Consider the following 19,212-nt stretch of genomic DNA (forward strand, 5'->3'; position numbering starts at 1 on the left):
GAGCCAGACTATCCTGGAATGAAAAAGGGCCAGCGACGTTCGCTGGCCCGAGATTGTGGCGTTGAACATCCCTACCAGCGGCAGCGCCGTACTCTCTCGACGATCACTCTGCGATGGCCATGCCGCCACACCACACGCTTCTTCACGATGACGCGGCAAACCTGCTTGTGGCCGTGCCAATGACGCGCCATGGCCGGCTCAGGCGCCACCGCCATCGCCCCAGCAAGCACCGCGGCGCCTGCCAGGGTAAGGAAAAACTTCTTCATGCAATTAAGCTCCTCTAGCTCCAGTCCCTTCCTGGTGCCGCTGGCGCAAAACCTCCCGCCGCATCGGCATCGCATCAACGCCTTGGACGCTATAGGGTTGCGTTGTGCCGCGCCACTCACAAGCTTGACATCGGTTAAATCTCGGTTTAACCAGCCGCCAACGCCGGGCAGCGATGTCCGGTGTTTGTTTTGTATACGCAAGATCTGTCACGACAATCGTTTCCGATCCTGTTTGAACTGACGTGTCCCGTGGGTTTTCCGCCGCGTTGCGTGGGAAAACCCTGTCAGGTCTCGAAAACGGAGGCCAGAGGAGGGCGCGTTTCCTTCACCCGGACCATGAGGTGCCGGGTGTGTTGTTTTTGAAAGGGAATGCGATGAGCAAGCGCGAATCCGCGAAATACAAGATCGACCGCCGTCTCGGCGAAAATATCTGGGGCCGCCCTAAGTCCCCGGTCAACAAGCGTGAATACGGCCCCGGCCAGCATGGCCAGCGCCGCAAGGGCAAGCTTTCCGACTTCGGCCTGCAGCTCCGTGCCAAGCAGAAGCTGAAGGGCCACTACGGCGACGTGTCGGAAAAGCAGTTCCGCAAGGTCTATGAAGAGGCCGATCGCCGCAAGGGCGACACTTCGGAGAACCTGATCGGCCTGCTCGAATCGCGTCTCGACGCGGTCGTCTACCGCTCCAAGTTCGTGCCGACCATTTTTGCCGCCCGTCAGTTCGTCAACCACGGCCACGTCAACGTCAACGGCAAGCGCGTCAACATCGGCTCGTATCGCTGCAAGCCGGGCGATGTCGTCGAAGTGCGCGAAAAGTCGAAGCAGCTGGTGATCGTCCTTGAATCGGTCGGCCTCGCCGAGCGCGACGTGCCGGACTACATCGAAGCCGATCACAACAAGATGGTCGCGACCTTCTCGCGCATCCCGGGCCTGGCGGACGTTCCGTTCGCCGTGCAGATGGAACCGAACCTGGTCGTCGAATTCTACTCGCGCTAAGCGAACGCTTTTTTGCGATACCGGAAGGCCGCCCTCGTAGGCGGCCTTTTGTTTTGGGCACCCGCTTTGCGGTGTGTCGCTAAAATCAATTTCGATTTTCCGGACAATGCGCTAAGCCGGGCGCAAGTCACATCCGGGGCGTCGCGCCATGAACATGCAGCCTGACATCGAAACACTTGAACCGGCCGCCGAAGGCGGCTCTCACCCGCTGTTCGCCGATGTACCGTCCTCGGTCGAGTTCAACAAGCTGCGCAAGCGACTGCTGCGGCTGACCCGCCAGGCGATCGAGGATTTTTCGATGGTGAAGCCGGGCGAGCGCTGGCTGGTCGCGCTATCGGGCGGCAAGGATTCCTACGGTCTGCTGGCCATGTTGCTTGATCTCAATTGGCGCGGGATGCTGCCAGTCGAGTTGCTGGCCTGCAATCTCGACCAGGGCCAGCCGAATTTCCCCAAGCATATCCTGCCCGAATATCTCCACACCAACGGCATAGCGCACCGCATCGAATACCGGGACACCTATTCGGTCGTCACCGACAAGCTCCCTGAAGGCAGCACCTATTGCTCGCTCTGCTCGCGGCTGCGGCGCGGCCATCTCTATAGGATCGCTCGCGAGGAAGGCTGCTCGGCCCTGGTCCTCGGCCATCATCGCGAGGACATCCTCGAAACCTTCTTCATGAACCTGTTCCATGGCGGCCGGCTTGCCGCCATGCCGCCAAAACTGCTCAACGACGAAGGCGACGTCATGGTGTTGCGGCCGCTGAGCTACTGTGCCGAAATCGATCTGGAGAAATTCGCTGCCGCGATGCGGTTCCCGATCATCCCTTGCGATCTCTGCGGCAGCCAGGAAGGGCTGCAGCGCAACGCCATGAAGGCGATGCTCGAGGACATCGAAAAGCGCATGCCCGGCCGCAAGGACACCATGATTCGCGCTCTGTCCAACACCAGGCCGTCGCATTTGCTCGACCGAAAGCTGTTCGATTTCGCCGCCCTCAATGAAACCCTCGCGATCAGGCAAGACATTTCCGATGACATTTGACGACACCGCGATCGACTGGCTGGCCGGCATTCTGGCCGAGGCAGCCCAAGCAGAAATCATGCCGCGCTTTCGCCGACTGGGCGACGGCGACGTCAGGCAGAAGACTTCCGCCGCCGACCTGGTGACGGAGGCCGATGTCAACGCCGAGCGGCTGATCACCGCCAGGCTGCGCGAGCGTTATCCCTCTGCCATGGTGGTGGGCGAGGAGGCCTGCTCCGAAGATCCGGCGCTGCTCGACGGCTTGGGCGAGGCCGAACTGGCGTTCACCGTCGACCCGGTCGACGGGACCTTCAATTTCGCGTCCGGCGTGCCGCTGTTTGGGGTCATGCTGGCGGTCGTGGTCAGGGGGGAGACGGTCGCGGGCATCATCCATGATCCGGTGGGCAAGGACTGGCTTATCGCCGCCAGGGGCGCCGGAAGCCATATCAGCCATTCCAATGGCAGCCTGGAGAAAGTGCATGTGGCGCCGCCCGTGCCGATCTCGCGGATGACCGGCGCGGTCTCCTGGCAATATCTCGACGAACCGGAGCGCTCGCGCCTGGCGCGCAACCAGACCAAGGCACTGTCGCAGTTCGCCTACCGCTGCGCTGCTCACGAATATCGCCTGCTGGCGAGCGGGCATGCGCATTTTGTCGTCTACAACAAGCTGATGCCCTGGGATCATCTGCCCGGCGTGCTGATCCATCAGGAGGCCGGCGGCCATGCCGCTCGGATCGACGGCAGCGCTTATCTGCCTTCGCATGTCGATGGCGGTCTCCTTGTCGCGCCGGACCAGGACAGCTGGCAGGAACTGCGCCGCGAGCTGTGGGCGGAATAGGACAATTCCTGTGGCTTGAACCGTTGTATGATCGAGCCGGGCGTTTTGGCGGAGGCTCCCGGATGAAACCTCGGTTCGCAATTTTTGCGGCGGCTCTTGCCGGAGTGCTGTTTGCGAACTCCTGCGCGGCAATCGCGCAAGAACGCCCCTGTCACAGTCACGATCCCATCGACACCATCAAGGAGATGTCGGACGCTATCCATGCCTGTTGGACGCCGCCACCCGGAACCGCGGGCATGTCATTGACCATGCGGTTCTCGCTTCGTCGCAATGGCACCCTGATCGGGACGCCTCGCGCCACCTATTCCGATCTGGGGGCCGATCCGCGGCTCAGCCGAGCCTTCCTGGCGTCCATCCTCAAGGCGCTGGACGACGCTCTGCCGTTGCCCTTTTCGGATGGCATGGGCAGAGCGATCGCGGGGCGGATGCTCTCTCCTCGCTTCACGGCGGCGCTTGAAGGCGCATCCTGACCACCAGCAAACGAAAATCAGTGCAGGTCGGTGACGTGGCCTGAAACGGGGGCGTTCTGCGGCTGGAACATCTTGCCGCGCTCGGCAAACAGGATCATCAGCAGCGCGGCGACCGAGACGCTGCAGAAACCGGCGGCCAGCGGCGTCACCGTGCCGTTGAAAGCCTGGCCGATCAGCGTGCCGAGAATGCCGCCGAGAAAAGTCTGCATGAAACCCAGGATGGACGACGCCGTGCCGGCCAACTGGCCAAGCGGCTCCATGGCCAACGCATTGAAATTGGCTCCAAGACAGCCAAACGGCAGCATGGCACTGGCAAAGAAGGTGATGAACAGCCAGAGCGGCATCTTCGTTTCCAGTGAAACCACCAGCCAGGCCAGGCTGATCACCAGAAACAGCAGTAGCGCGCTTTGCGACAGGCGGCGCATGCCGACGCGGCCGACGAGGCGCGAGTTCAGATAGTTGGAGAAGGCGAGTACGCCCGCGACACCGGCGAAGATGACGGGAAACATCTCGCCGACGTCGAAGATGTTGACGTAAATCTGCTGCGCCGAGGCAATGAAGCCGAACATGGCGCCGAAGATGAAGGTGCTGGCGAAGGCATAGCAGAGCGCGATGCGGTTGGTGAGAACGATGCGGAAACCGCCGAGGATGGATGAAACCGTCAGTGGCCGGCGATATTCGGGATGCAGCGTCTCGGGCAGGCGCAGCAGCGACCATGTCGAGACAATCATAGCTCCGACGGCCATGGTGACGAATATCCAATGCCAGGTCGCGAATAGCATGATGAACTGGCCGATGCCTGGAGCCACGACCGGGATCGCCATGAACACCATGAAGATCAGCGACATGACCTCGGCCATACGCCGGCCGTCGAATGTATCACGCACGATCGAAACCGCTATGACGCGCGTGGCTGCCGCGCCAAGGCCTTGCACGGCGCGGCATATCAAGAGCGTTTCGAAGCTCGGCGCGATGGCGGCCGCGGCGGCCGCCGCCACATAGATAATCAGGCCGGCGACAAGCGGCGAGCGGCGCCCGAACCGGTCCGAGATCGGCCCGAAGAACAGTTGTCCGCCGCCGAAACCCAGTATGTAGGCGGTGACAACATATTGCCGATGATTTTCGTTCTCGACCCCGAGCGAAGCGCCGATCTGCTGCAGCGCCGGCAGCATGATGTCGATGGCTAGCGAATTGAGCGCCATCAGCGCGGCGCAGAGCGCAATGAACTCCCAGCGCGGAATCGGCAATTGGCCTGCCCGGGGCAAGGTGCTTGCCCCTTGCGGCGCTGATTTCTGCTGGTCCACGGCAAGTCCGATCTCTCAAACGAAAACGCGCCGGCGGGCCGGCGCATTTGGCTCGTCTTGGTCCCGGGATCCGGGCTTGTAAAATTGCCGAGGTGGGGCCGCCTCGGTGGCCTGGGCATGTCGAAATCGACATGCCTGAACGGAAGTCAGGCGGCGCCTTTGACGCTCACGCCCTTCTCGACCAGGAAGGTCTGCAACTCGCCGGCCTGGAACATTTCGCGAATGATATCGCAGCCGCCGACGAATTCGCCCTTGACGTAGAGTTGCGGGATTGTCGGCCAGTTGGAATAGTCCTTGATGCCCTGGCGCAGTTCGGCGGAGTCCAGAACGTTCACGCCTTTGTAGTCGGCGCCGATATAGTCGAGGATCTGGACGACCTGGCCAGAAAATCCGCATTGCGGGAAGCCGGGCGTGCCCTTCATGAAAAGGACGACGTCGTTGCCCTTCACTTCATTGTCGATGTAGTCGTTGATGCCGCTCATGGAATATCCTTTCACGCCTGTGGGAGTCAGGCTCGAAACATGTCCCTCAAATAAACCCATAGGTTGCCCGAAACAAGACTTTAACCGTGCCATCACCCGAATGGCGCAAAGAATGGGCGGTTTTGGGCCAAGCGTGTCGGGTGGAAATGCCTCAGTCGGGAACGCTGGTCTGCAGCGCCAGCGCGTGCAGCACGCCGCCCATATTGCCCTTCAGCGCGTCATAGACCATCTGATGCTGCTGAACGCGGCTTTTTCCGCGAAAGCTCTCGGCCACGACCTCAGCGGCGTAGTGGTCGCCGTCACCGGCGAGGTCGCGAATCGTCACACGGGCATCCGGTATGCCGTCCTTGATCAGTTTCTCGATGTCGTGGGCATCCATTGCCATTGCGGAAATTCCTGTTTCGGGAGGGCGGCGGCGCGGCGGCCCCTGCGATGAGAGTCGGGCAAGCCTAGAGCCTTTCCAATCCGGATTGAAGCGGTTCTGTCCAGTGTCCGTTCTGCTGGTGTTCAGGCGATGCTTTCACCCGGCCCCTGCGCCGGCTCATCCTCGCGCATCGAGAAGGCGCGGCCAAGGCTGAAGACCAGCACGTAGAGCGGGATGTTGACCGCCATGTTGGCGATCGGCAGATAGCTGGTCATTCGCCAGGCAGGCGAGAAGAACGGCTGGCCATAACCATCGCAGACAAGCGAAGAGCCGTACTCCCACAAGGCCCCCAAGACGGCCGAGACGGCGAAAAGCTTGATGCAGGTGACGACGTGTCTTGTCCGCGCCTGGTCCGGCAGAAGCCGATTCCAGAGCACCAGGCAGACGATCGGAACCGCATAGATGAGGTTCTGCAGGACAAGCATCGGAAGCGTGCCGTTGGCCGCGGCGAGGAATTCTCCGCGCGTTTCCAGCCTGGGACAAACCTCGCTCGATGTCGTCGAGAGCAGGAAGAAGACGAATGGCCCGAGGCACCAGAAGAAAAACAGCGACGGCCAGAATACGACTGCAAGCAGCGCCCGGACGGCCAGTTTCTTGTGATTGAGCGGGATCTCTGGACAAAACGGTTTTCCGTTTGTCCGAGAAAACGGGGTTCCACTTTTCGGGATCATGCTCTGGTCAATTGGCCTGATCCATGAAGCGCGGGAACCAGCCTTCATGGGCGGCGGTCAAGTCGCTGACAGGGATTGCCCTGGCATCGCCCAGCTTCAGCGCGGCGCCCCCCGTCGAGCCGATCCACGGCGCGAAAATGCCGAGTTCGCCCTGCTGCTTGCGGATGGCGTCCCATTCATCGCCATGCGGATCGATCGATAGCGTCAGCAGATAGCGGCCCTGGTCTTCGCCGAACCAGACCGGGATCGGATCGGTACCGACAAGCCCTGGAACAGTCGCGCCGACGCCCGACGCCATCGCCATTTCGGCCAGCGCCACCGCAATGCCGCCATCGGAGACGTCATGCGCGGCAGTGACGATGCCGGATGCGATCAACGAGCGTACATGGTCGCCGACGCGCTTCTCGTGTTCGAGGTCGACCGGCGGCGGCGGGCCGTCGGTTCGGCCGTGGACATCCCTGAAATAGACGGACTGGCCAAGATGCGTTCCCCAGGAAGCCGGTGCGCCGACCAGCAGGATCATCTGGCCCTCCGCGGCGAAACCGATCCGCGCCATCTTCGACCAGTCTGATATCAGGCCGACGCCGCCGATGGTCGGTGTCGGTAGGATGCCCTGGCCGTTGGTCTCGTTGTAGAGCGAGACATTGCCCGACACGATCGGGAAACCAAGCGCCCGGCAGGCGTCGCCGATGCCTTTCACCGCGCCGACCAGTTGGCCCATGATCTCAGGCCGTTCGGGATTGCCGAAATTGAGATTGTCGGTGGCGGCGAGCGGCAGCGCGCCGGTGGCGGTCAAGTTGCGCCAGCATTCGGCCACCGCCTGCTTGCCGCCCTCATAGGGGTCGGCCTCGCAATAGCGCGGCGTCACGTCGGAGGAGAAGGCCAGCGCCTTGGTCGGATGGCCCTCGACCCGCACCACGCCGGCATCACCGCCCGGAAGCTGCAGCGAATTGCCCTGGATCAGCGTGTCGTACTGTTCCCACACCCAGCGGCGCGAAGACAGGTCTGGTCCGCCAAGCAGCTTCAGCAGCGCATCGGCGAGGTCGGCCCGCGGGATATCGTTGGCGGCAAGCGGCGCCGGCTTCTTCGGCTCGACCCAAGGGCGATCGTATTCGGGAGCCTTGTCACCGAGATCCTTGATCGGCAGGTTGGCGACCTCGTTCCCCTGGTGCCGCACGCGGAAGCGCAGATCGTCGGTGGTCTTGCCGACGATGGCGAAGTCGAGGCCCCATTTGTGGAAGATCGCCTGGGCTTCCTTCTCTTTTTCGGGGCGCAGCACCATCAGCATGCGCTCCTGGCTTTCCGACAGCATCATCTCGTAGGCGCTCATGCGCTCCTCGCGCACCGGCACCTTGTCGAGGTCGAGTTCGATGCCGAGGTCGCCCTTGGCGCCCATTTCGACCGCCGAACAGGTGAGGCCGGCAGCACCCATGTCCTGGATGGCGATAACGGCGCCCGAAGCCATCAGTTCGAGAGAGGCCTCCAGCAGGCATTTTTCGGTGAAGGGATCGCCGACCTGCACGGTCGGGCGCTTCTCGTCGATCTTGTCGTCGAATTCGGCCGAGGCCATGGTGGCGCCGCCGACGCCATCGCGGCCGGTCTTGGCGCCGAGATAGACGACCGGCAGGCCGACGCCCTTTGCCTCGGACAGGAAGATGGCATCGGTCTTGGCAAGGCCCGCGGCAAAGGCGTTGACCAGGATGTTGCCATTGTAGCGGGCGTCGAAATTGACCTCGCCGCCGACCGTCGGCACGCCGAAGGCATTGCCGTAGCCGCCGACGCCGGAAACCACGCCCGCGACCAGATGCCTCGTCTTGGGATGGTCGGGCGCGCCAAAGCGCAGCGCGTTCATCGCCGCGATCGGCCGCGCGCCCATGGTGAAGACGTCGCGCAAGATGCCGCCGACGCCGGTCGCCGCACCCTGATAGGGTTCGATGAAGGAGGGGTGGTTGTGGCTTTCCATCTTGAAGACGACGCAGTCGCCGTCACCGATGTCGACCACGCCGGCATTCTCGCCTGGGCCCTGGATGACCTGCGGTCCGGTCGTCGGCAAGGTGCGCAGCCATTTCTTCGAGGATTTGTAGGAGCAGTGCTCGTTCCACATCGCCGAGAAGATGCCGAGTTCGGTGAAGCTCGGCTCGCGCCCGACCAGATCGAGGATGCGCTGATACTCGTCCGGCTTCAGCCCATGCGAGGCGATGAGGTCTGGTGTGATCGGGACGGAATTGGAAATGGTCATGGGCGGCGATTTATGTCCATGGAGCGGGGATTTTGAGTCTCCTCTTATCGCAAGCCTTGCGGCCGATACACCCGTCGGCTGAGGAAAAAGGCAGAAAGCAACAGGGGTGACGACCGCGACAGACCGCGGCGGGCCTTTTGGTGAACAGCGATAGGCGTCCCCCAGCTTTCAATTGCCCGCAAAACCAAAATTGGGAACGCTCTGATGCCCCGGTCGTTAGGTCGCTATCACCCGAGGAGACAGACCATGGCTACCAAGCAAGGCAAGAACGACAATCGCCTCTCGGACAAGGAAGCTCTCCATATCGCGGAGACCACCGACGTTTCGCCGCGGCAGGCCAAGGAATTGGCTGAGAAGCACGGCAAGGAAAAAGCCGAGAAGGAAGCCAAGAACTTCAAGGCCGAAGGCTGATCCGGGTCCGGTTCCGACAAGTCCCGGTTTCACACGGCGGCGTCTCGAGGCAAGCAGGGAAGCGTGGCCGCGAACGGTTCAGGAAAAACTGTCGTAGCCCGCGCGGCCCTCATCCAGCAGCCGCCTGATCACGCCGACGCCGCCGGCAATATCCTCGCGCCGGTTCGGCTGCGAGACGCCGAAGCGAACCCCATGGAAAACCCGCTCCGAGCGCCCCGCCTTGAACTCATCCTCATCGTCGATCAGCACGCCATGCCCCAGGCAGGCATTCTTGAACGTACCGGAAAGCCATGGGTCGGGCAGGGTGAGCCAGACGAACGGCACTTTGTCGTGCGATTTGAATGAGAAGCCCGCCAAACTTTCTCGCACTATGGACATGCGGGCGCTGATCTCAGCGATGCTGCGCTTGCGGATTTCGCTGGCCTGACCGGAAAGCACAAGCCGGGCATTCACCTCCGCCAACAGGAATGGCATGCCGCCCGTCATCATTTTGTGGGCGACCCGGATGCGATGGCGATAGGCGGGCGGGCAGGAGAGCCAGCCGCCACGCAGTCCGGCGGCGACCGATTTCGACAGGCCGCCGGCGATGATGGTGCGTTCGGGCGCAAATTCGGCAAGCAGCGGTGTCGGGTCGTCGGTCAAATGCCCGTAGAGGTCATCCTCGATCAGGATGACGTTGTAATCACGGGCGACACGCGCGATCGCCTCGCGTCGCGCCGACGACAAGGTCACCAAGGTCGGATTCTGCGCCGTCGGTATCAGAAAGATCATCTTGGGGTGCTTTTGCGCGCAGACACGTTCGAAATCCGCCGGGTCGAGGCCCTCATCGTCCGATGCCACCAGCGCGGTGCGCCGGCCGATCAGGCCGGCGCTGCGGGAAATCTGGGAGTAGGTGAGGTGCTCGAAGGCGACGTAGTCGCCGGGCGTGGTCAGGGCCGCGATCGCCGCCATCACCGCGGCATGGGTACCAAGGGTGGGGACGATTGTATCAATCGTTGGCCGGAAGGCATTCCGGGACAGCCACCGGGCGCCGGCTTCGTACCAGCGATCCGGGAAGTCGCGCGTGTAACTTGAAATCTCATGCGGATGGTCCTGTGCGGTGCGCGACAGGACGTCGGCTACAACGGCGCCCTGGCCAATATCAGGTGCGGCCGTGCTGTCGAACCGCAACTTGCCCTTGGGGGCATCGACATAGCGCGTGCCCTCCACGCTTGTGTCGGGCGCTTCCGGCTTCGTAACCCCGATGTTTTGACTGAGCACATAGGTACCGCGTCCGACTTCGCCGCTGACGAGACCGCGCTCGCGCAGCAATTGATACGCCCGCCCGACAGTGCCGACCGTGGCGCCGATGTCGTAGGCAAGGTCGCGCTGCGGCGGCAGCTTCGCCCCCGCGCCGATCACTCCTCGGTCGATATCGGTCTCGATGGAATCCGCGAGACGCTGATACAGCGGTCCTGAACCGGTGAGATCTGGAATCCAATTTGTCATGGTGACAATTTTCTATATTGCACCGTTTTGGGAGTCAATACATATCAGTAGCGCACCAAACCAAGGGTGCAATTGACATTTGGGCAGAAAGAAAATGAATACAATCGAAACATTTCGCCGCTCCGGAACCCAATTGCTCGGCCAGCCTGCTCGCCCCTCCGGGCAGCGCGGCTTCGCCGGCCGGGTTGTACAAGTGGTCAGCTCGCTGGCGAAATGGATCGACCATCTGCTTGAGCGCCGGCGCGGCCGGCTGGCGCTGCTGGAGATGACCGACGATCAACTCAAGGACATCGGCATCTCACGCTGCGACGCTCACCGCGAAGGCATCAAGCCGCTCTGGGAATAGTGGCCAATCTATCGGGCGTCTTCGCTCCCGAGGCGCCCGATCGCATGGTCGACGAAAACGGCGACGACGCATATCACCAGGAAAAGTAGGGTTATGGCGAGCGCGGCCACGGCGACGCTCTCAACGCCGTTCCTGGTGACATCGAGGAAGGGGTAGGGCATTTCGCCCGCCAGCGACGCGCGCATCAGCGCATAGGCCAGATAGGCGATGGGCCAGATAGGCGATGGGCCAGATAGGCGATGGGATAGAGCACCCACCAGGAGATGTCGCTCCATCGCGTCCTGCCATCGACGCCCGATATCAGCCACCACAGCACGAACAGCACCGGCGTCACGTAGTGCAGCAGGACGTCGCAGAGCAGGAACAGGCCTTGCGGCTGCCAGAGCCGCGCCAGAACCGTGGCATAGACAATGAAGACAGGGTGATCGAAGCCGCGACGCCCGCGCGCATCCGCGGTCCGGCAAAGGCCGGCAGCCATGCATGGAAGCTGGACGACAACAGCGAGGCGTGCACCAGCACGGCGCCAATGTTGGTCAGAATGGCGAAGGAGCTGAAATAGAACACGATTGAGCCGAGCACGCCGCAGCCCGCTTACATCGAAGCCGGAATGGTGATCGAGAACTGCAAAGCGAGCGCTATCAGGCCAACAGCCAATCCCGCGATCTGCAGGAACCGGCCCATGGCTGGCTCAGGCGGTGGCCGCGCAGGCCGGATTGCCCGCCTGCCAGCGCGCGATATCAGAGCTGATGCGTGCGCCAAGCGGGTCGTTCATCAACGGTCCGAAGACGTCGACACGGCTTGAATTGCCCTGTGCCTGCACGACCAGCAACGGTTTGCCGCCATAGTGCTTGGCCGGCACCAGAAGGAAGCGCGGCGTGCCGCTGAACGAGTTCAGCTCATTGGCCATCTGATATTGCTTGAAGGCCGGATCCTTGCTGGCGATCCAGCATTTGTGGGCCGATATCGCCACCTGTTCCATGGACAGCAGCGCGGCGCTCTTGCCCGACGGCACGGGGGTAATCTTGGGGCTCGATTGACAAGATGCCAAGGCAAAGCCTGACACGGCGATCAGGGCGATCGTCCTGTTCTTGATCAAGCGGCACCCATTTCGAGTTCGGACAGAAAGTTTTTCAGGCCGTCGGTCATCTCGCCCCACACCCTGGACAATGCCGGATGCTGCGAGGCGATCTGCTCATAGGCATCGAATTTGGGATAGGCGTCGAGCAGGTCGTGGCGGCCGGTCATGGCTCGGCAATTGTTGAAGATGAACCGCGTCGGCGTCAGCCAGGCATCGGCGAAACTGATGTCGCTGCCGAGCGCGAAGGGGCCTTGCGCCATGCGTGCCTCGATGGCGGCCAGCCCATGGTGTAGACGGACGAATTGGGCGTCGATCTCGGCAGTGTTGCGCTTCGGCACGAAATGCAGTTCGAAAAGCTTCATCGTCGGTGTGAGCACGTCGAGATCGACGATGCGGGCAAACATGCGCACCAGCGCGCGGTCCTTCGAATCGGACGGCAACAGCGCCGGTTCGGGAAACCGTTCCTCGAGGTATTCGGCGATGACCACCGATTCGACGATCGTTTCGCCCGAGCCGGTGATCAGAACCGGAATCCGGTTCATTGGCGAGATGGCGCGAAACGCCTCGGGGATCGGAAAACCGGGCGGCGGCGCGATGATCTTGATCGGCACATCCTTGATATAGGCCAGCGCCCGCACGATCGACGAGTAGGGCGACAACGGCCGCGAATAGAGTTTCATGACCGTCTCTCCCTCACGCTATGACCTTGAATTGCCGCAATTCTTAAGTTTGCGGTCGCAAACTTCAAGCGGCAATGCCCAAGGCGCCTTCGAACAGCGCTCTGCCGTCATTGCCGCCATGAGCTGCTTCTATCAGATTCTCGGGATGCGGCATCAGGCCGAGCACATTGCCTTGTTCGTTGACGATGCCGGCAATGTCGTTGATCGAGCCGTTGGGATTGGTGCCTTCGGCATAGCGGAACACCACCTGGCCTTCGCCTTCGAGACGGGCAAGTGTGTCGGCGTCGGCAAAGTAATTCCCGTCGTGATGCGCCACCGGTGAGCGGATGATCTGGCCCGGCTGGTAGCGACGCGTGAACATGGTGTTGGCGTTGGCGATCTCGAGCTTGACCTGCCGGCAGACGAATTTCAGCGAGGTGTTGCGCATCAGCGCACCTGGCAGCAGACCGGCCTCGACGAGAATCTGGAAACCGTTGCAGACGCCGATGACCATGACGCCCTTCGCAGCCTTTTCGGCGACCGCCCGCATGACCGGCATGCGTGCCGCGATCGCGCCGCAGCGCAGATAGTCGCCGAAGGAAAAGCCGCCGGGGATGGCGATCAGGTCGACATCGGGAATTTCGGTGTCGGTCTGCCAGACGGTTGCCGGCGCCTGTCCGGAAATCTTGGTCAGCGCCGCGATCATGTCGCGGTCGCGGTTGAGGCCAGGGAGAAGGACGACAGCTGATTTCATTTTGGTTCGTAAGGCCTTTGTGCTTCGGCAAGCTCGCGCGGGCCGAGACGGCGTTCTATGCGTTCAAGTCGATCAACCTGGCGGGTGAGAATGCCATGATGTTATGGACTTTGCGTTGCCACCAAGTGACCCGCATCACATTCAATTCCCGTTTCATCTCGGAACATCAACTCATCGGTGACTTCGGGCATACTGCCTCCGGCACAACCTCAGGTAAGCATCACACTATAATTCTCAATCACCGTGTTCGCCAGCAGCTTGTCGCACATGGCTTTCAGGTCGGCCTCGGCCTTGGCCTTGTCGCTTTCCGCCAGTTCGACGTCAAACACCTTGCCCTGCCGTACCGCGCCGACGCCATCGAAGCCCAGCCCCGACAGCGCGTGTTCGATCGCCTTGCCCTGCGGGTCGAGCACACCATTCTTGAGGGTGACGGTAATGCGGGCCTTGATCACGCTGGACATGCTCCTGTTATGAAGTTGGGGCGCAAGCCGCTGTCAGTGCGGCTTGCCTTTGAGGCCGTCGGTCGAGGCGACAAGCACCGGACCGGTGGGACGCGGCGGCTCGTTCTCGTTCATGATACCGAGGCGGCGGGCGACTTCCTGATAGGCCTCGACGAGGCCGCCCATGTCGCGGCGGAAACGGTCCTTATCGAGCTTATCCTGCGTCGCCACATCCCACAGGCGGCAGGAATCCGGCGAAATCTCGTCGGCCACGACGATGCGCATCATGTCGCCCTCGAACAGGCGACCGCACTCGATCTTGAAGTCGACGAGCTGGATGCCGACCCCCATGAACAGGCCCGAGAGGAAATCGTTGACGCGGATGGCCAGCGCCATGACATCGTCGATCTCCTGCGGGCTTGCCCAGCCGAACGCCGTGATGTGTTCTTCCGAAACCATCGGATCGTCGAGCGCGTCGGCCTTGTAGTAGAATTCGATGATCGAACGCGGCAGGACGGTGCCTTCCTCGATGCCGAGGCGCTTGGATAGCGAACCGGCGGCGACATTGCGCACCACCACCTCGAGCGGGATGATCTCGACTTCCTTGATCAGCTGCTCGCGCATGTTGAGCCGGCGGATGAAGTGGGTCGGGATGCCCATGCGGTTCAAATGGTTGAAGATGTATTCGGAAATGCGGTTGTTGAGCACACCCTTGCCGTCGATGACCTCGTGCTTCTTCTTGTTGAACGCGGTTGCGTCATCCTTGAAGAATTGGATCAGCGTGCCCGGCTCGGGACCTTCATAGAGGATCTTGGCCTTGCCTTCATAAATGCGGCGGCGATTTTTCATTTGAATTTTTCTCTGGATTTGCGGGCAGGCGGCAAGCGACCACTTCCTGTCCGTCCGCCTGAACTAATGCGGCGACGGTGACGTTCAATGCCGGGTCTATCCCAATCACACCGTTTGCTCAATCGGCAATTCCTTCCAATCAACCGCTTTCGGGACTGAAATGCCGCAGCGCAGCATATGACGAAGCATATTGACCGGCCCGCGACCTTTTGGTTTGTGCTTCGGCAACACACATATCCATTGCCAACGAATCGGATTTGACCCGGAGGGACGCCATGAGCAGCATGAAAGACCGCGAAGAGGGCTTCGAACGCAAATTCGCATTCGACGAGGAGCTTCGGTTCAAGGCTTCGGCGCGGCGGAACAAGGCGCTTGGTCTGTGGGCCGCCGAAAAGCTCGGAAAATCCGGCGCCGATGCCGACGCCTACGCCAAGGAAGTCGTTGTTTCCGACATCGAGGAAGCCGGCGACCACGACGTGTTCCGCAAGATCCGCAAGGATTTCGATGCCGCCGGCGTCGAGCAGTCCGATCACCAGATCCGCCGCACCATGGACGAAATGATGGCGCAGGCGATCGAGCAGATCAAGAACACCTGATCCGGCCCTTATCTGGACCAATGAACCGCCCGGCCGATCCGGGCGGTTTTTCTTTGCCTTTGCGGCGGTTTCCGGCTGAAACTGCCGACGTCAACGAGGAAAGAGATTAGATGTCCCTAAAGTCCCGTCTTGCCGCGGATGAAACGCTGGTAACCGCCTGGTCGGGCGTGCCGGACGCCTTGACCGTGGAGATCCTTGCCAGGCAGGACTTCGATGCCGTCACCCTCGACATGCAGCATGGCGGCCATCACGAGGACAGCGTCCTGCGCGGCCTGGCACCGGTACTAGCCCTGGGCAAGCCGGCGCTGGTGCGCATTCCCGTTGGCCGTTTCGACATGGCCAGCCGTGCTCTCGATTTCGGCGCCGAGGCGGTCATTGCGCCGATGGTCAACTCCGTGGCAGATGCAAAGCTGTTCGCAGCGGCCATGAAATATCCCCCACTCGGCGAGCGCTCGTGGGGTCCGACCTATGCCTTTCCCCGCCATGGCAAGGGCGACTATGCCGAATGGCTGCGCGACACCAATCAGCGCACCATGGCTTTTGCGATGGTCGAGACGCGCGCTGCGCTCGACGCGCTTGGCGGCATCCTCGACACGCCCGGCATCGACGGCATTTTCCTCGGGCCGTCCGACTTCTCAATCGCTTGGACCAACGGTGCCACGGTCAATTCCACGCTGGAAAGCATGATGGAGACGGTGGCCTCGGTTGCCGAGCGCACCCGCAAGGCCGGCAAGCATGCGGCGATCTACGTCGTCGAACCGGCTATCGCCGGCCGCGTCGTGTCGATGGGCTACCGCCTGCTCGCCACGGGCTCCGAGCACGCGCTGATTTCATTGGGAGCAAAGACCCTGCTCAAGGACATGCGGGACTCGATCGGATCCTGAAGCAGCGGACTGCTGTCGCCAGCGTGTTTGCTCAGGCCTTTGCCACGGCGAGCGCCGTGGCGGCCGATCCGCCGCGTCTGATTTTTGTCGAACAGAGCGCCGAGCGCCTGGACCCACCAGTTGTTGAAAGCCATCAGCGGCAATGCCGCGAGGATCGACCCAGATATCGCGGCGGCAGCGCCGAGTGCGGCGGAGTCGCTTGCCAACAGGACCCATGATCCCAACGAGCAGATAACGGGTACATGCACGAGGTAGAGCGGGAAAGACAGGTCGCCCAGGAAACGTGCGGCCTTGCCGGAGAGCCATGACGGTGGGTCATCCATGCTCAGCATGGCGTAAACCAGCATGATGCTTGCCGGGATGGCCACGCAAGCTTGCCGCAAACCGATATCGGAAGCTGCAAAATCGAGCACGGCGAAGGGCCGGTATATTCCGACAGCGTCTCCTGCATAGCCCAGCAGCGCCACGGAAACCGTGATCATCGCACCTCTCACCCATCGATTGGGACGAAACTCCATGGCGAGAAGAGAATAGAGCAGGAGACTGGCCGGAAAGGCGCAAACCAGGAAGCTGAATTGCAATGCCAGGAATGTGCCTGCGGCCACGCCGAACCATGACAGCAGCATCCAGCGGCCCTGGAGGGAGAAGATGATCGGGGCGAGGGCGAAGGTCATCATGCTCCCCCAGAACTCGACCGTCATGGTCCACAGGCTACTGTCATAGGATTTGTCGCCATAGATGAATGTCCGCCACGCCCCTTCCATGAACGCGTCGGCGAAGCTCGCGGTCTCCGGTGAAAGCAGCTTTGGAGCATTGCCGAATCTGCTCAGCCACGTGGATTGGGTAACGGCGGCGGCATCGCTGAAAAAATACAGATCGAGCTTGAAGAGGATACAGGATGACAGAACCGCAACCAGCACGGGGCCGGCCAGACGAGGTAGGCGCTTTATCGCTCCTAGCAACAAATCTTCTGCTTTGCGGGATTGAAAATAGCGCTTCACAAGCACGTACGAGGACAGGACGAAGAACAAATAGACGGCAGAGCCGCCATTGAAAACAACGAAAGCAAGACCCCTCTTCAGGGATTGCGCAGCCTGGTCTCCGTCACCTTCCGCTAACGGCGCAAAAGCTCTCAAAAGATGGCCGTTCAGAACGACGAGCGCCGCGACACCTCTCAGAAATTCGAGTGAAGCGTCCTTGCGCAAGCATTGGCCTCTGTTTCAAGAGCGAAGAATTGGCAGCCCGGTTCAAGCACAGATCATCATTCGGAAGCACTTTCCGCTGCCTCTGAATAATTAATGCTAGCCCTCTTAAATTATCATTTATTCGAGTCCCGCAGTTCGATCGAATGCCATCGTGCGTTGATTTTGGCGCGCCTCACAGGTCCGTCAGGAATTTGGCGAAGGTCATGGATCCCTCGGGCCAGGGGCCAAAGCCTGAATCCTCGCTGAGATGGCCGGTTTCTCCGGCATCGATGAACAGCGAGCCCCAGGCACCGGCGATGTCCTCGGCGACATCGAAGGGGCAGAAGGGGTCGTTGCGGCTGGCGATCACGATGGAGGGAAACGGCAGCGGTTCGCGAGGATAGGGGCCGAAGGTCATCAGATGTCTCGGCTTGATCTTGGGATTCGCGACGTCCGGCGGTGCCACGAAGAAGGCGCCGGCGACCGGCTTCCGGAACTGCGGAATGGCTTGCACGGCCGCGGCCACTCCCAGTGAGTGAGCGACGAGAACGACAGGTCTTTCGGCCTCGTTGACTGCCTTGGCGACGCTCGCCGTCCAGTCCTCGCGCAGCGGCTTCGACCACTCGGCCTGCTCCACGCGACGCGCCGTCGACAGTTTCGATTGCCAGCGGGTCTGCCAATGCTCAGGCCCCGAATTGGTGTATCCGGGAATGATCAGAATATCTGCGTCCTTGACTTTCATGGCGCTCAGATAGCGAGCGCGATTGCCTCATGCAACCTTCGATGGGCAGGCTTCCGGTCGTAACGGTGAACAACATGTTCGCCTTTCGCTGTCTTGTGTGAACGATGAAGATCGACGATCTCTGTCGGCAGAGAAACAGCCGTGGAGCACCGGGACTTTGGGGCTGAGACGACGTAAAATGATCGGCGCTGCCGGGCTCCTGGCTTTGGGAGCTTCGCGAAACGTCGCCGCAACGGAGACAATGATGAGCGAACTGCCATTTGCCGCCACCACGCCGGTGAGCGTCGCCCGCGTCGGACTGAAGGCGCGCGATGCCGAAAGTCTTGCCGCCTATTATCGTAAAGTCGTCGGACTGCGGGAATTGAGCCGCGCCGACGGCGCGATCACGCTCGGCGCCGGCAGCCGTCCGCTGATGGTGCTTGAGCCGGACAGTTCTGCCAAACCGGACGATCCGCGCAGCGCCGGCCTGTTCCATACGGCTTTCCTGCTGCCCAGCCGTGCCGATCTCGGACGCTGGATCAACCACGCCATCTCAGACAAGATCACTATCGAGGGCGCTTCGGACCATCTGGTCAGCGAAGCGCTCTACCTGACCGACCCCGAGGGCAACGGCATCGAAATCTATGCCGACCGCCGCCCGCAGGATTGGAAATGGAACGGCGACAAGATCGCCATGGCGACCGAGCGGATGAACATTCCGTCTGTCGTTGCCGAAGTGCCGGCCGGCGATGCGGGATGGCAAGGCGCGCCGGAAAACAGCATTGTCGGCCATGTCCACCTGCGCGTCGGCAGGCCGGAAGAGGCAGAAGCCTGGTGGAACCAGGAATTCGGCTTCGACACAGTCGCCAAATATCGCGGCCAGGCGGTGTTCCTGTCGTCGGGGCATTATCACCACCACATCGGCGCCAATGCCTGGCAAAGCGCCGGCGCCGGCCGCCGCGACCCCTCCCGCTCGGGCCTTGCCTGGGTCGAGATGCGTTCGGACAATGTGAGCAGCGAAACGACCCGTGAGGATCCTTGGGGCACGGTGATCAGGACCGTGCCGGGTAAGGCTTGATTGGCGGAGGCGTCTGCGGGAGC

23 protein-coding genes and 1 pseudogene are annotated in these 19,212 nt (G+C 61.6%); 9 read left to right on the top strand and 15 right to left on the bottom strand.

Translation table 11 applies throughout. From position 1 onward, the window contains the following. Positions 1-71: 71 nt before the first annotated feature. Positions 72-266, bottom strand: a complete 195-nt coding sequence (locus AC3CB8_RS18255) for a hypothetical protein (RefSeq protein WP_352563126.1) — start codon at positions 264-266, stop codon at positions 72-74. A 374-nt stretch (positions 267-640) separates the two neighbouring features. Between AC3CB8_RS18255 and rpsD the strand changes: the two genes are divergently transcribed. The 4 genes from rpsD (at position 641) to AC3CB8_RS18275 (ending at position 3,581) form a co-directional block, all read left to right on the top strand. Next, complete coding sequence (rpsD, locus tag AC3CB8_RS18260; RefSeq protein WP_023773182.1) at positions 641-1,258, top strand: 30S ribosomal protein S4; 618 nt, start codon at positions 641-643, stop codon at positions 1,256-1,258. Between the two features lie 148 nt (positions 1,259-1,406). Beyond that, complete coding sequence (ttcA, locus tag AC3CB8_RS18265; protein ID WP_352551722.1) at positions 1,407-2,294, top strand: tRNA 2-thiocytidine(32) synthetase TtcA; 888 nt, start codon at positions 1,407-1,409, stop codon at positions 2,292-2,294. After that, entirely contained in the window at positions 2,284-3,111 is an 828-nt protein-coding gene (locus tag AC3CB8_RS18270) for an inositol monophosphatase family protein (protein WP_023773181.1), read from the top strand. Before ttcA ends, AC3CB8_RS18270 begins: the two co-directional genes overlap by 11 nt. Positions 3,112-3,173: 62 nt before the next feature. Continuing rightward, positions 3,174-3,581 carry a hypothetical protein gene (locus AC3CB8_RS18275; RefSeq protein WP_352563182.1) on the top strand — a complete coding sequence of 136 codons (408 nt, stop codon included), beginning with the start codon at positions 3,174-3,176 and terminating at the stop codon, positions 3,579-3,581. A 17-nt stretch (positions 3,582-3,598) separates the two neighbouring features. Here AC3CB8_RS18275 and AC3CB8_RS18280 read toward each other — a convergent pair whose 3' ends face one another. The 5 genes from AC3CB8_RS18280 to purL all read right to left on the bottom strand — a co-directional run bounded on the left by AC3CB8_RS18280 (position 3,599) and on the right by purL (position 8,701). Continuing rightward, a complete protein-coding gene (locus tag AC3CB8_RS18280) occupies positions 3,599-4,885 on the bottom strand; it encodes a multidrug effflux MFS transporter (RefSeq protein WP_023773179.1) in 1,287 nt (428 codons plus the stop codon). Between the two features lie 146 nt (positions 4,886-5,031). Then, the gene (gene grxD, locus AC3CB8_RS18285) at positions 5,032-5,367 is read right to left on the bottom strand and encodes a Grx4 family monothiol glutaredoxin (RefSeq protein ID WP_013895877.1); all 336 of its coding nucleotides are present in this window, start codon (positions 5,365-5,367) and stop codon (positions 5,032-5,034) included. A 151-nt stretch (positions 5,368-5,518) separates the two neighbouring features. Beyond that, entirely contained in the window at positions 5,519-5,752 is a 234-nt protein-coding gene (locus AC3CB8_RS18290) for a BolA/IbaG family iron-sulfur metabolism protein (RefSeq protein WP_015318146.1), read from the bottom strand. Positions 5,753-5,874: 122 nt separating this feature from the next. Further along, complete coding sequence (locus tag AC3CB8_RS18295) at positions 5,875-6,462, bottom strand: hypothetical protein (protein ID WP_352563128.1); 588 nt, start codon at positions 6,460-6,462, stop codon at positions 5,875-5,877. A gap of 7 nt (positions 6,463-6,469) precedes the next feature. Next, a complete protein-coding gene (gene purL, locus AC3CB8_RS18300; protein WP_352563129.1) occupies positions 6,470-8,701 on the bottom strand; it encodes a phosphoribosylformylglycinamidine synthase subunit PurL in 2,232 nt (743 codons plus the stop codon). A gap of 246 nt (positions 8,702-8,947) precedes the next feature. Between purL and AC3CB8_RS18305 the strand changes: the two genes are divergently transcribed. Beyond that, positions 8,948-9,112, top strand: a complete 165-nt coding sequence (locus AC3CB8_RS18305; RefSeq protein ID WP_015318143.1) for a hypothetical protein — start codon at positions 8,948-8,950, stop codon at positions 9,110-9,112. Positions 9,113-9,190: 78 nt separating this feature from the next. On the opposite strand, the gene AC3CB8_RS18310 is transcribed toward AC3CB8_RS18305, so the two are convergent. Beyond that, complete coding sequence (locus AC3CB8_RS18310) at positions 9,191-10,600, bottom strand: aminotransferase-like domain-containing protein (RefSeq protein WP_352563130.1); 1,410 nt, start codon at positions 10,598-10,600, stop codon at positions 9,191-9,193. Between the two features lie 94 nt (positions 10,601-10,694). On the opposite strand from AC3CB8_RS18310, the gene AC3CB8_RS18315 reads away from it, so the two are divergent. Then, entirely contained in the window at positions 10,695-10,946 is a 252-nt protein-coding gene (locus AC3CB8_RS18315) for a DUF1127 domain-containing protein (protein WP_352563131.1), read from the top strand. Between the two features lie 8 nt (positions 10,947-10,954). Here the strand turns inward: AC3CB8_RS18315 and AC3CB8_RS18320 are convergent. From AC3CB8_RS18320 to purC, 6 genes and pseudogenes are all read right to left on the bottom strand, one after another. Then, positions 10,955-11,627 (bottom strand): annotated as a pseudogene (locus AC3CB8_RS18320) (Pr6Pr family membrane protein). Between the two features lie 7 nt (positions 11,628-11,634). After that, positions 11,635-12,042 (bottom strand): hypothetical protein, encoded by a 408-nt coding sequence (locus AC3CB8_RS18325; RefSeq protein ID WP_023773174.1) that lies wholly within the window; start codon positions 12,040-12,042, stop codon positions 11,635-11,637. Continuing rightward, positions 12,039-12,704 (bottom strand): glutathione S-transferase family protein, encoded by a 666-nt coding sequence (locus AC3CB8_RS18330; protein ID WP_488377333.1) that lies wholly within the window; start codon positions 12,702-12,704, stop codon positions 12,039-12,041. Before AC3CB8_RS18330 ends, AC3CB8_RS18325 begins: the two co-directional genes overlap by 4 nt. 64 nt (positions 12,705-12,768) lie before the next feature. Further along, positions 12,769-13,437, bottom strand: a complete 669-nt coding sequence (purQ, locus tag AC3CB8_RS18335) for a phosphoribosylformylglycinamidine synthase subunit PurQ (RefSeq protein WP_015318137.1) — start codon at positions 13,435-13,437, stop codon at positions 12,769-12,771. Between the two features lie 209 nt (positions 13,438-13,646). Continuing rightward, positions 13,647-13,889 (bottom strand): phosphoribosylformylglycinamidine synthase subunit PurS, encoded by a 243-nt coding sequence (purS, locus tag AC3CB8_RS18340; protein ID WP_352563183.1) that lies wholly within the window; start codon positions 13,887-13,889, stop codon positions 13,647-13,649. A 42-nt stretch (positions 13,890-13,931) separates the two neighbouring features. After that, a complete protein-coding gene (gene purC, locus AC3CB8_RS18345) occupies positions 13,932-14,726 on the bottom strand; it encodes a phosphoribosylaminoimidazolesuccinocarboxamide synthase (RefSeq protein ID WP_013532127.1) in 795 nt (264 codons plus the stop codon). Positions 14,727-15,001: 275 nt separating this feature from the next. Between purC and AC3CB8_RS18350 the strand changes: the two genes are divergently transcribed. Together AC3CB8_RS18350 and AC3CB8_RS18355 are read left to right on the top strand one after the other, a co-directional pair. Next, complete coding sequence (locus AC3CB8_RS18350) at positions 15,002-15,322, top strand: DUF1476 domain-containing protein (protein ID WP_015318134.1); 321 nt, start codon at positions 15,002-15,004, stop codon at positions 15,320-15,322. A gap of 110 nt (positions 15,323-15,432) precedes the next feature. Continuing rightward, positions 15,433-16,206 (top strand): HpcH/HpaI aldolase family protein, encoded by a 774-nt coding sequence (locus AC3CB8_RS18355; RefSeq protein WP_023773170.1) that lies wholly within the window; start codon positions 15,433-15,435, stop codon positions 16,204-16,206. On the opposite strand, the gene AC3CB8_RS18360 is transcribed toward AC3CB8_RS18355, so the two are convergent. Both AC3CB8_RS18360 and AC3CB8_RS18365 read right to left on the bottom strand, forming a co-directional pair. Further along, the gene (locus AC3CB8_RS18360; RefSeq protein WP_352726495.1) at positions 16,113-17,411 is read right to left on the bottom strand and encodes an acyltransferase family protein; all 1,299 of its coding nucleotides are present in this window, start codon (positions 17,409-17,411) and stop codon (positions 16,113-16,115) included. The genes AC3CB8_RS18355 and AC3CB8_RS18360 overlap by 94 nt on opposite strands. 172 nt (positions 17,412-17,583) lie before the next feature. Further along, complete coding sequence (locus tag AC3CB8_RS18365) at positions 17,584-18,132, bottom strand: RBBP9/YdeN family alpha/beta hydrolase (RefSeq protein WP_023773169.1); 549 nt, start codon at positions 18,130-18,132, stop codon at positions 17,584-17,586. Between the two features lie 244 nt (positions 18,133-18,376). Here AC3CB8_RS18365 and AC3CB8_RS18370 point away from each other — a divergent pair, with 244 nt between their 5' ends. Next, entirely contained in the window at positions 18,377-19,189 is an 813-nt protein-coding gene (locus AC3CB8_RS18370) for a VOC family protein (RefSeq protein WP_023773168.1), read from the top strand. The last annotated feature ends 23 nt before the right edge of the window (positions 19,190-19,212 follow it).

It is taken from the genome of Mesorhizobium sp. P160927 (assembly GCF_057766385.1).

Coding starts and splice junctions, on each gene's coding strand:
- AC3CB8_RS18255 (WP_352563126.1), bottom strand. CDS start 266: ATGAAGAAGTTTTTCCTTACCCTGGCAGGCGCCGCGGTGCTTGCTGGG.
- rpsD (WP_023773182.1), top strand. CDS start 641: ATGAGCAAGCGCGAATCCGCGAAATACAAGATCGACCGCCGTCTCGGC.
- ttcA (WP_352551722.1), top strand. CDS start 1,407: ATGAACATGCAGCCTGACATCGAAACACTTGAACCGGCCGCCGAAGGC.
- AC3CB8_RS18270 (WP_023773181.1), top strand. CDS start 2,284: ATGACATTTGACGACACCGCGATCGACTGGCTGGCCGGCATTCTGGCC.
- AC3CB8_RS18275 (WP_352563182.1), top strand. CDS start 3,174: ATGAAACCTCGGTTCGCAATTTTTGCGGCGGCTCTTGCCGGAGTGCTG.
- grxD (WP_013895877.1), bottom strand. CDS start 5,367: ATGAGCGGCATCAACGACTACATCGACAATGAAGTGAAGGGCAACGAC.
- AC3CB8_RS18290 (WP_015318146.1), bottom strand. CDS start 5,752: ATGGCAATGGATGCCCACGACATCGAGAAACTGATCAAGGACGGCATA.
- AC3CB8_RS18295 (WP_352563128.1), bottom strand. CDS start 6,462: ATGATCCCGAAAAGTGGAACCCCGTTTTCTCGGACAAACGGAAAACCG.
- purL (WP_352563129.1), bottom strand. CDS start 8,701: ATGACCATTTCCAATTCCGTCCCGATCACACCAGACCTCATCGCCTCG.
- AC3CB8_RS18305 (WP_015318143.1), top strand. CDS start 8,948: ATGGCTACCAAGCAAGGCAAGAACGACAATCGCCTCTCGGACAAGGAA.
- AC3CB8_RS18310 (WP_352563130.1), bottom strand. CDS start 10,600: ATGACAAATTGGATTCCAGATCTCACCGGTTCAGGACCGCTGTATCAG.
- AC3CB8_RS18315 (WP_352563131.1), top strand. CDS start 10,695: ATGAATACAATCGAAACATTTCGCCGCTCCGGAACCCAATTGCTCGGC.
- AC3CB8_RS18330 (WP_488377333.1), bottom strand. CDS start 12,704: ATGAAACTCTATTCGCGGCCGTTGTCGCCCTACTCGTCGATCGTGCGG.
- purQ (WP_015318137.1), bottom strand. CDS start 13,437: ATGAAATCAGCTGTCGTCCTTCTCCCTGGCCTCAACCGCGACCGCGAC.
- purC (WP_013532127.1), bottom strand. CDS start 14,726: ATGAAAAATCGCCGCCGCATTTATGAAGGCAAGGCCAAGATCCTCTAT.
- AC3CB8_RS18350 (WP_015318134.1), top strand. CDS start 15,002: ATGAGCAGCATGAAAGACCGCGAAGAGGGCTTCGAACGCAAATTCGCA.
- AC3CB8_RS18355 (WP_023773170.1), top strand. CDS start 15,433: ATGTCCCTAAAGTCCCGTCTTGCCGCGGATGAAACGCTGGTAACCGCC.
- AC3CB8_RS18365 (WP_023773169.1), bottom strand. CDS start 18,132: ATGAAAGTCAAGGACGCAGATATTCTGATCATTCCCGGATACACCAAT.
- AC3CB8_RS18370 (WP_023773168.1), top strand. CDS start 18,377: ATGAGCGAACTGCCATTTGCCGCCACCACGCCGGTGAGCGTCGCCCGC.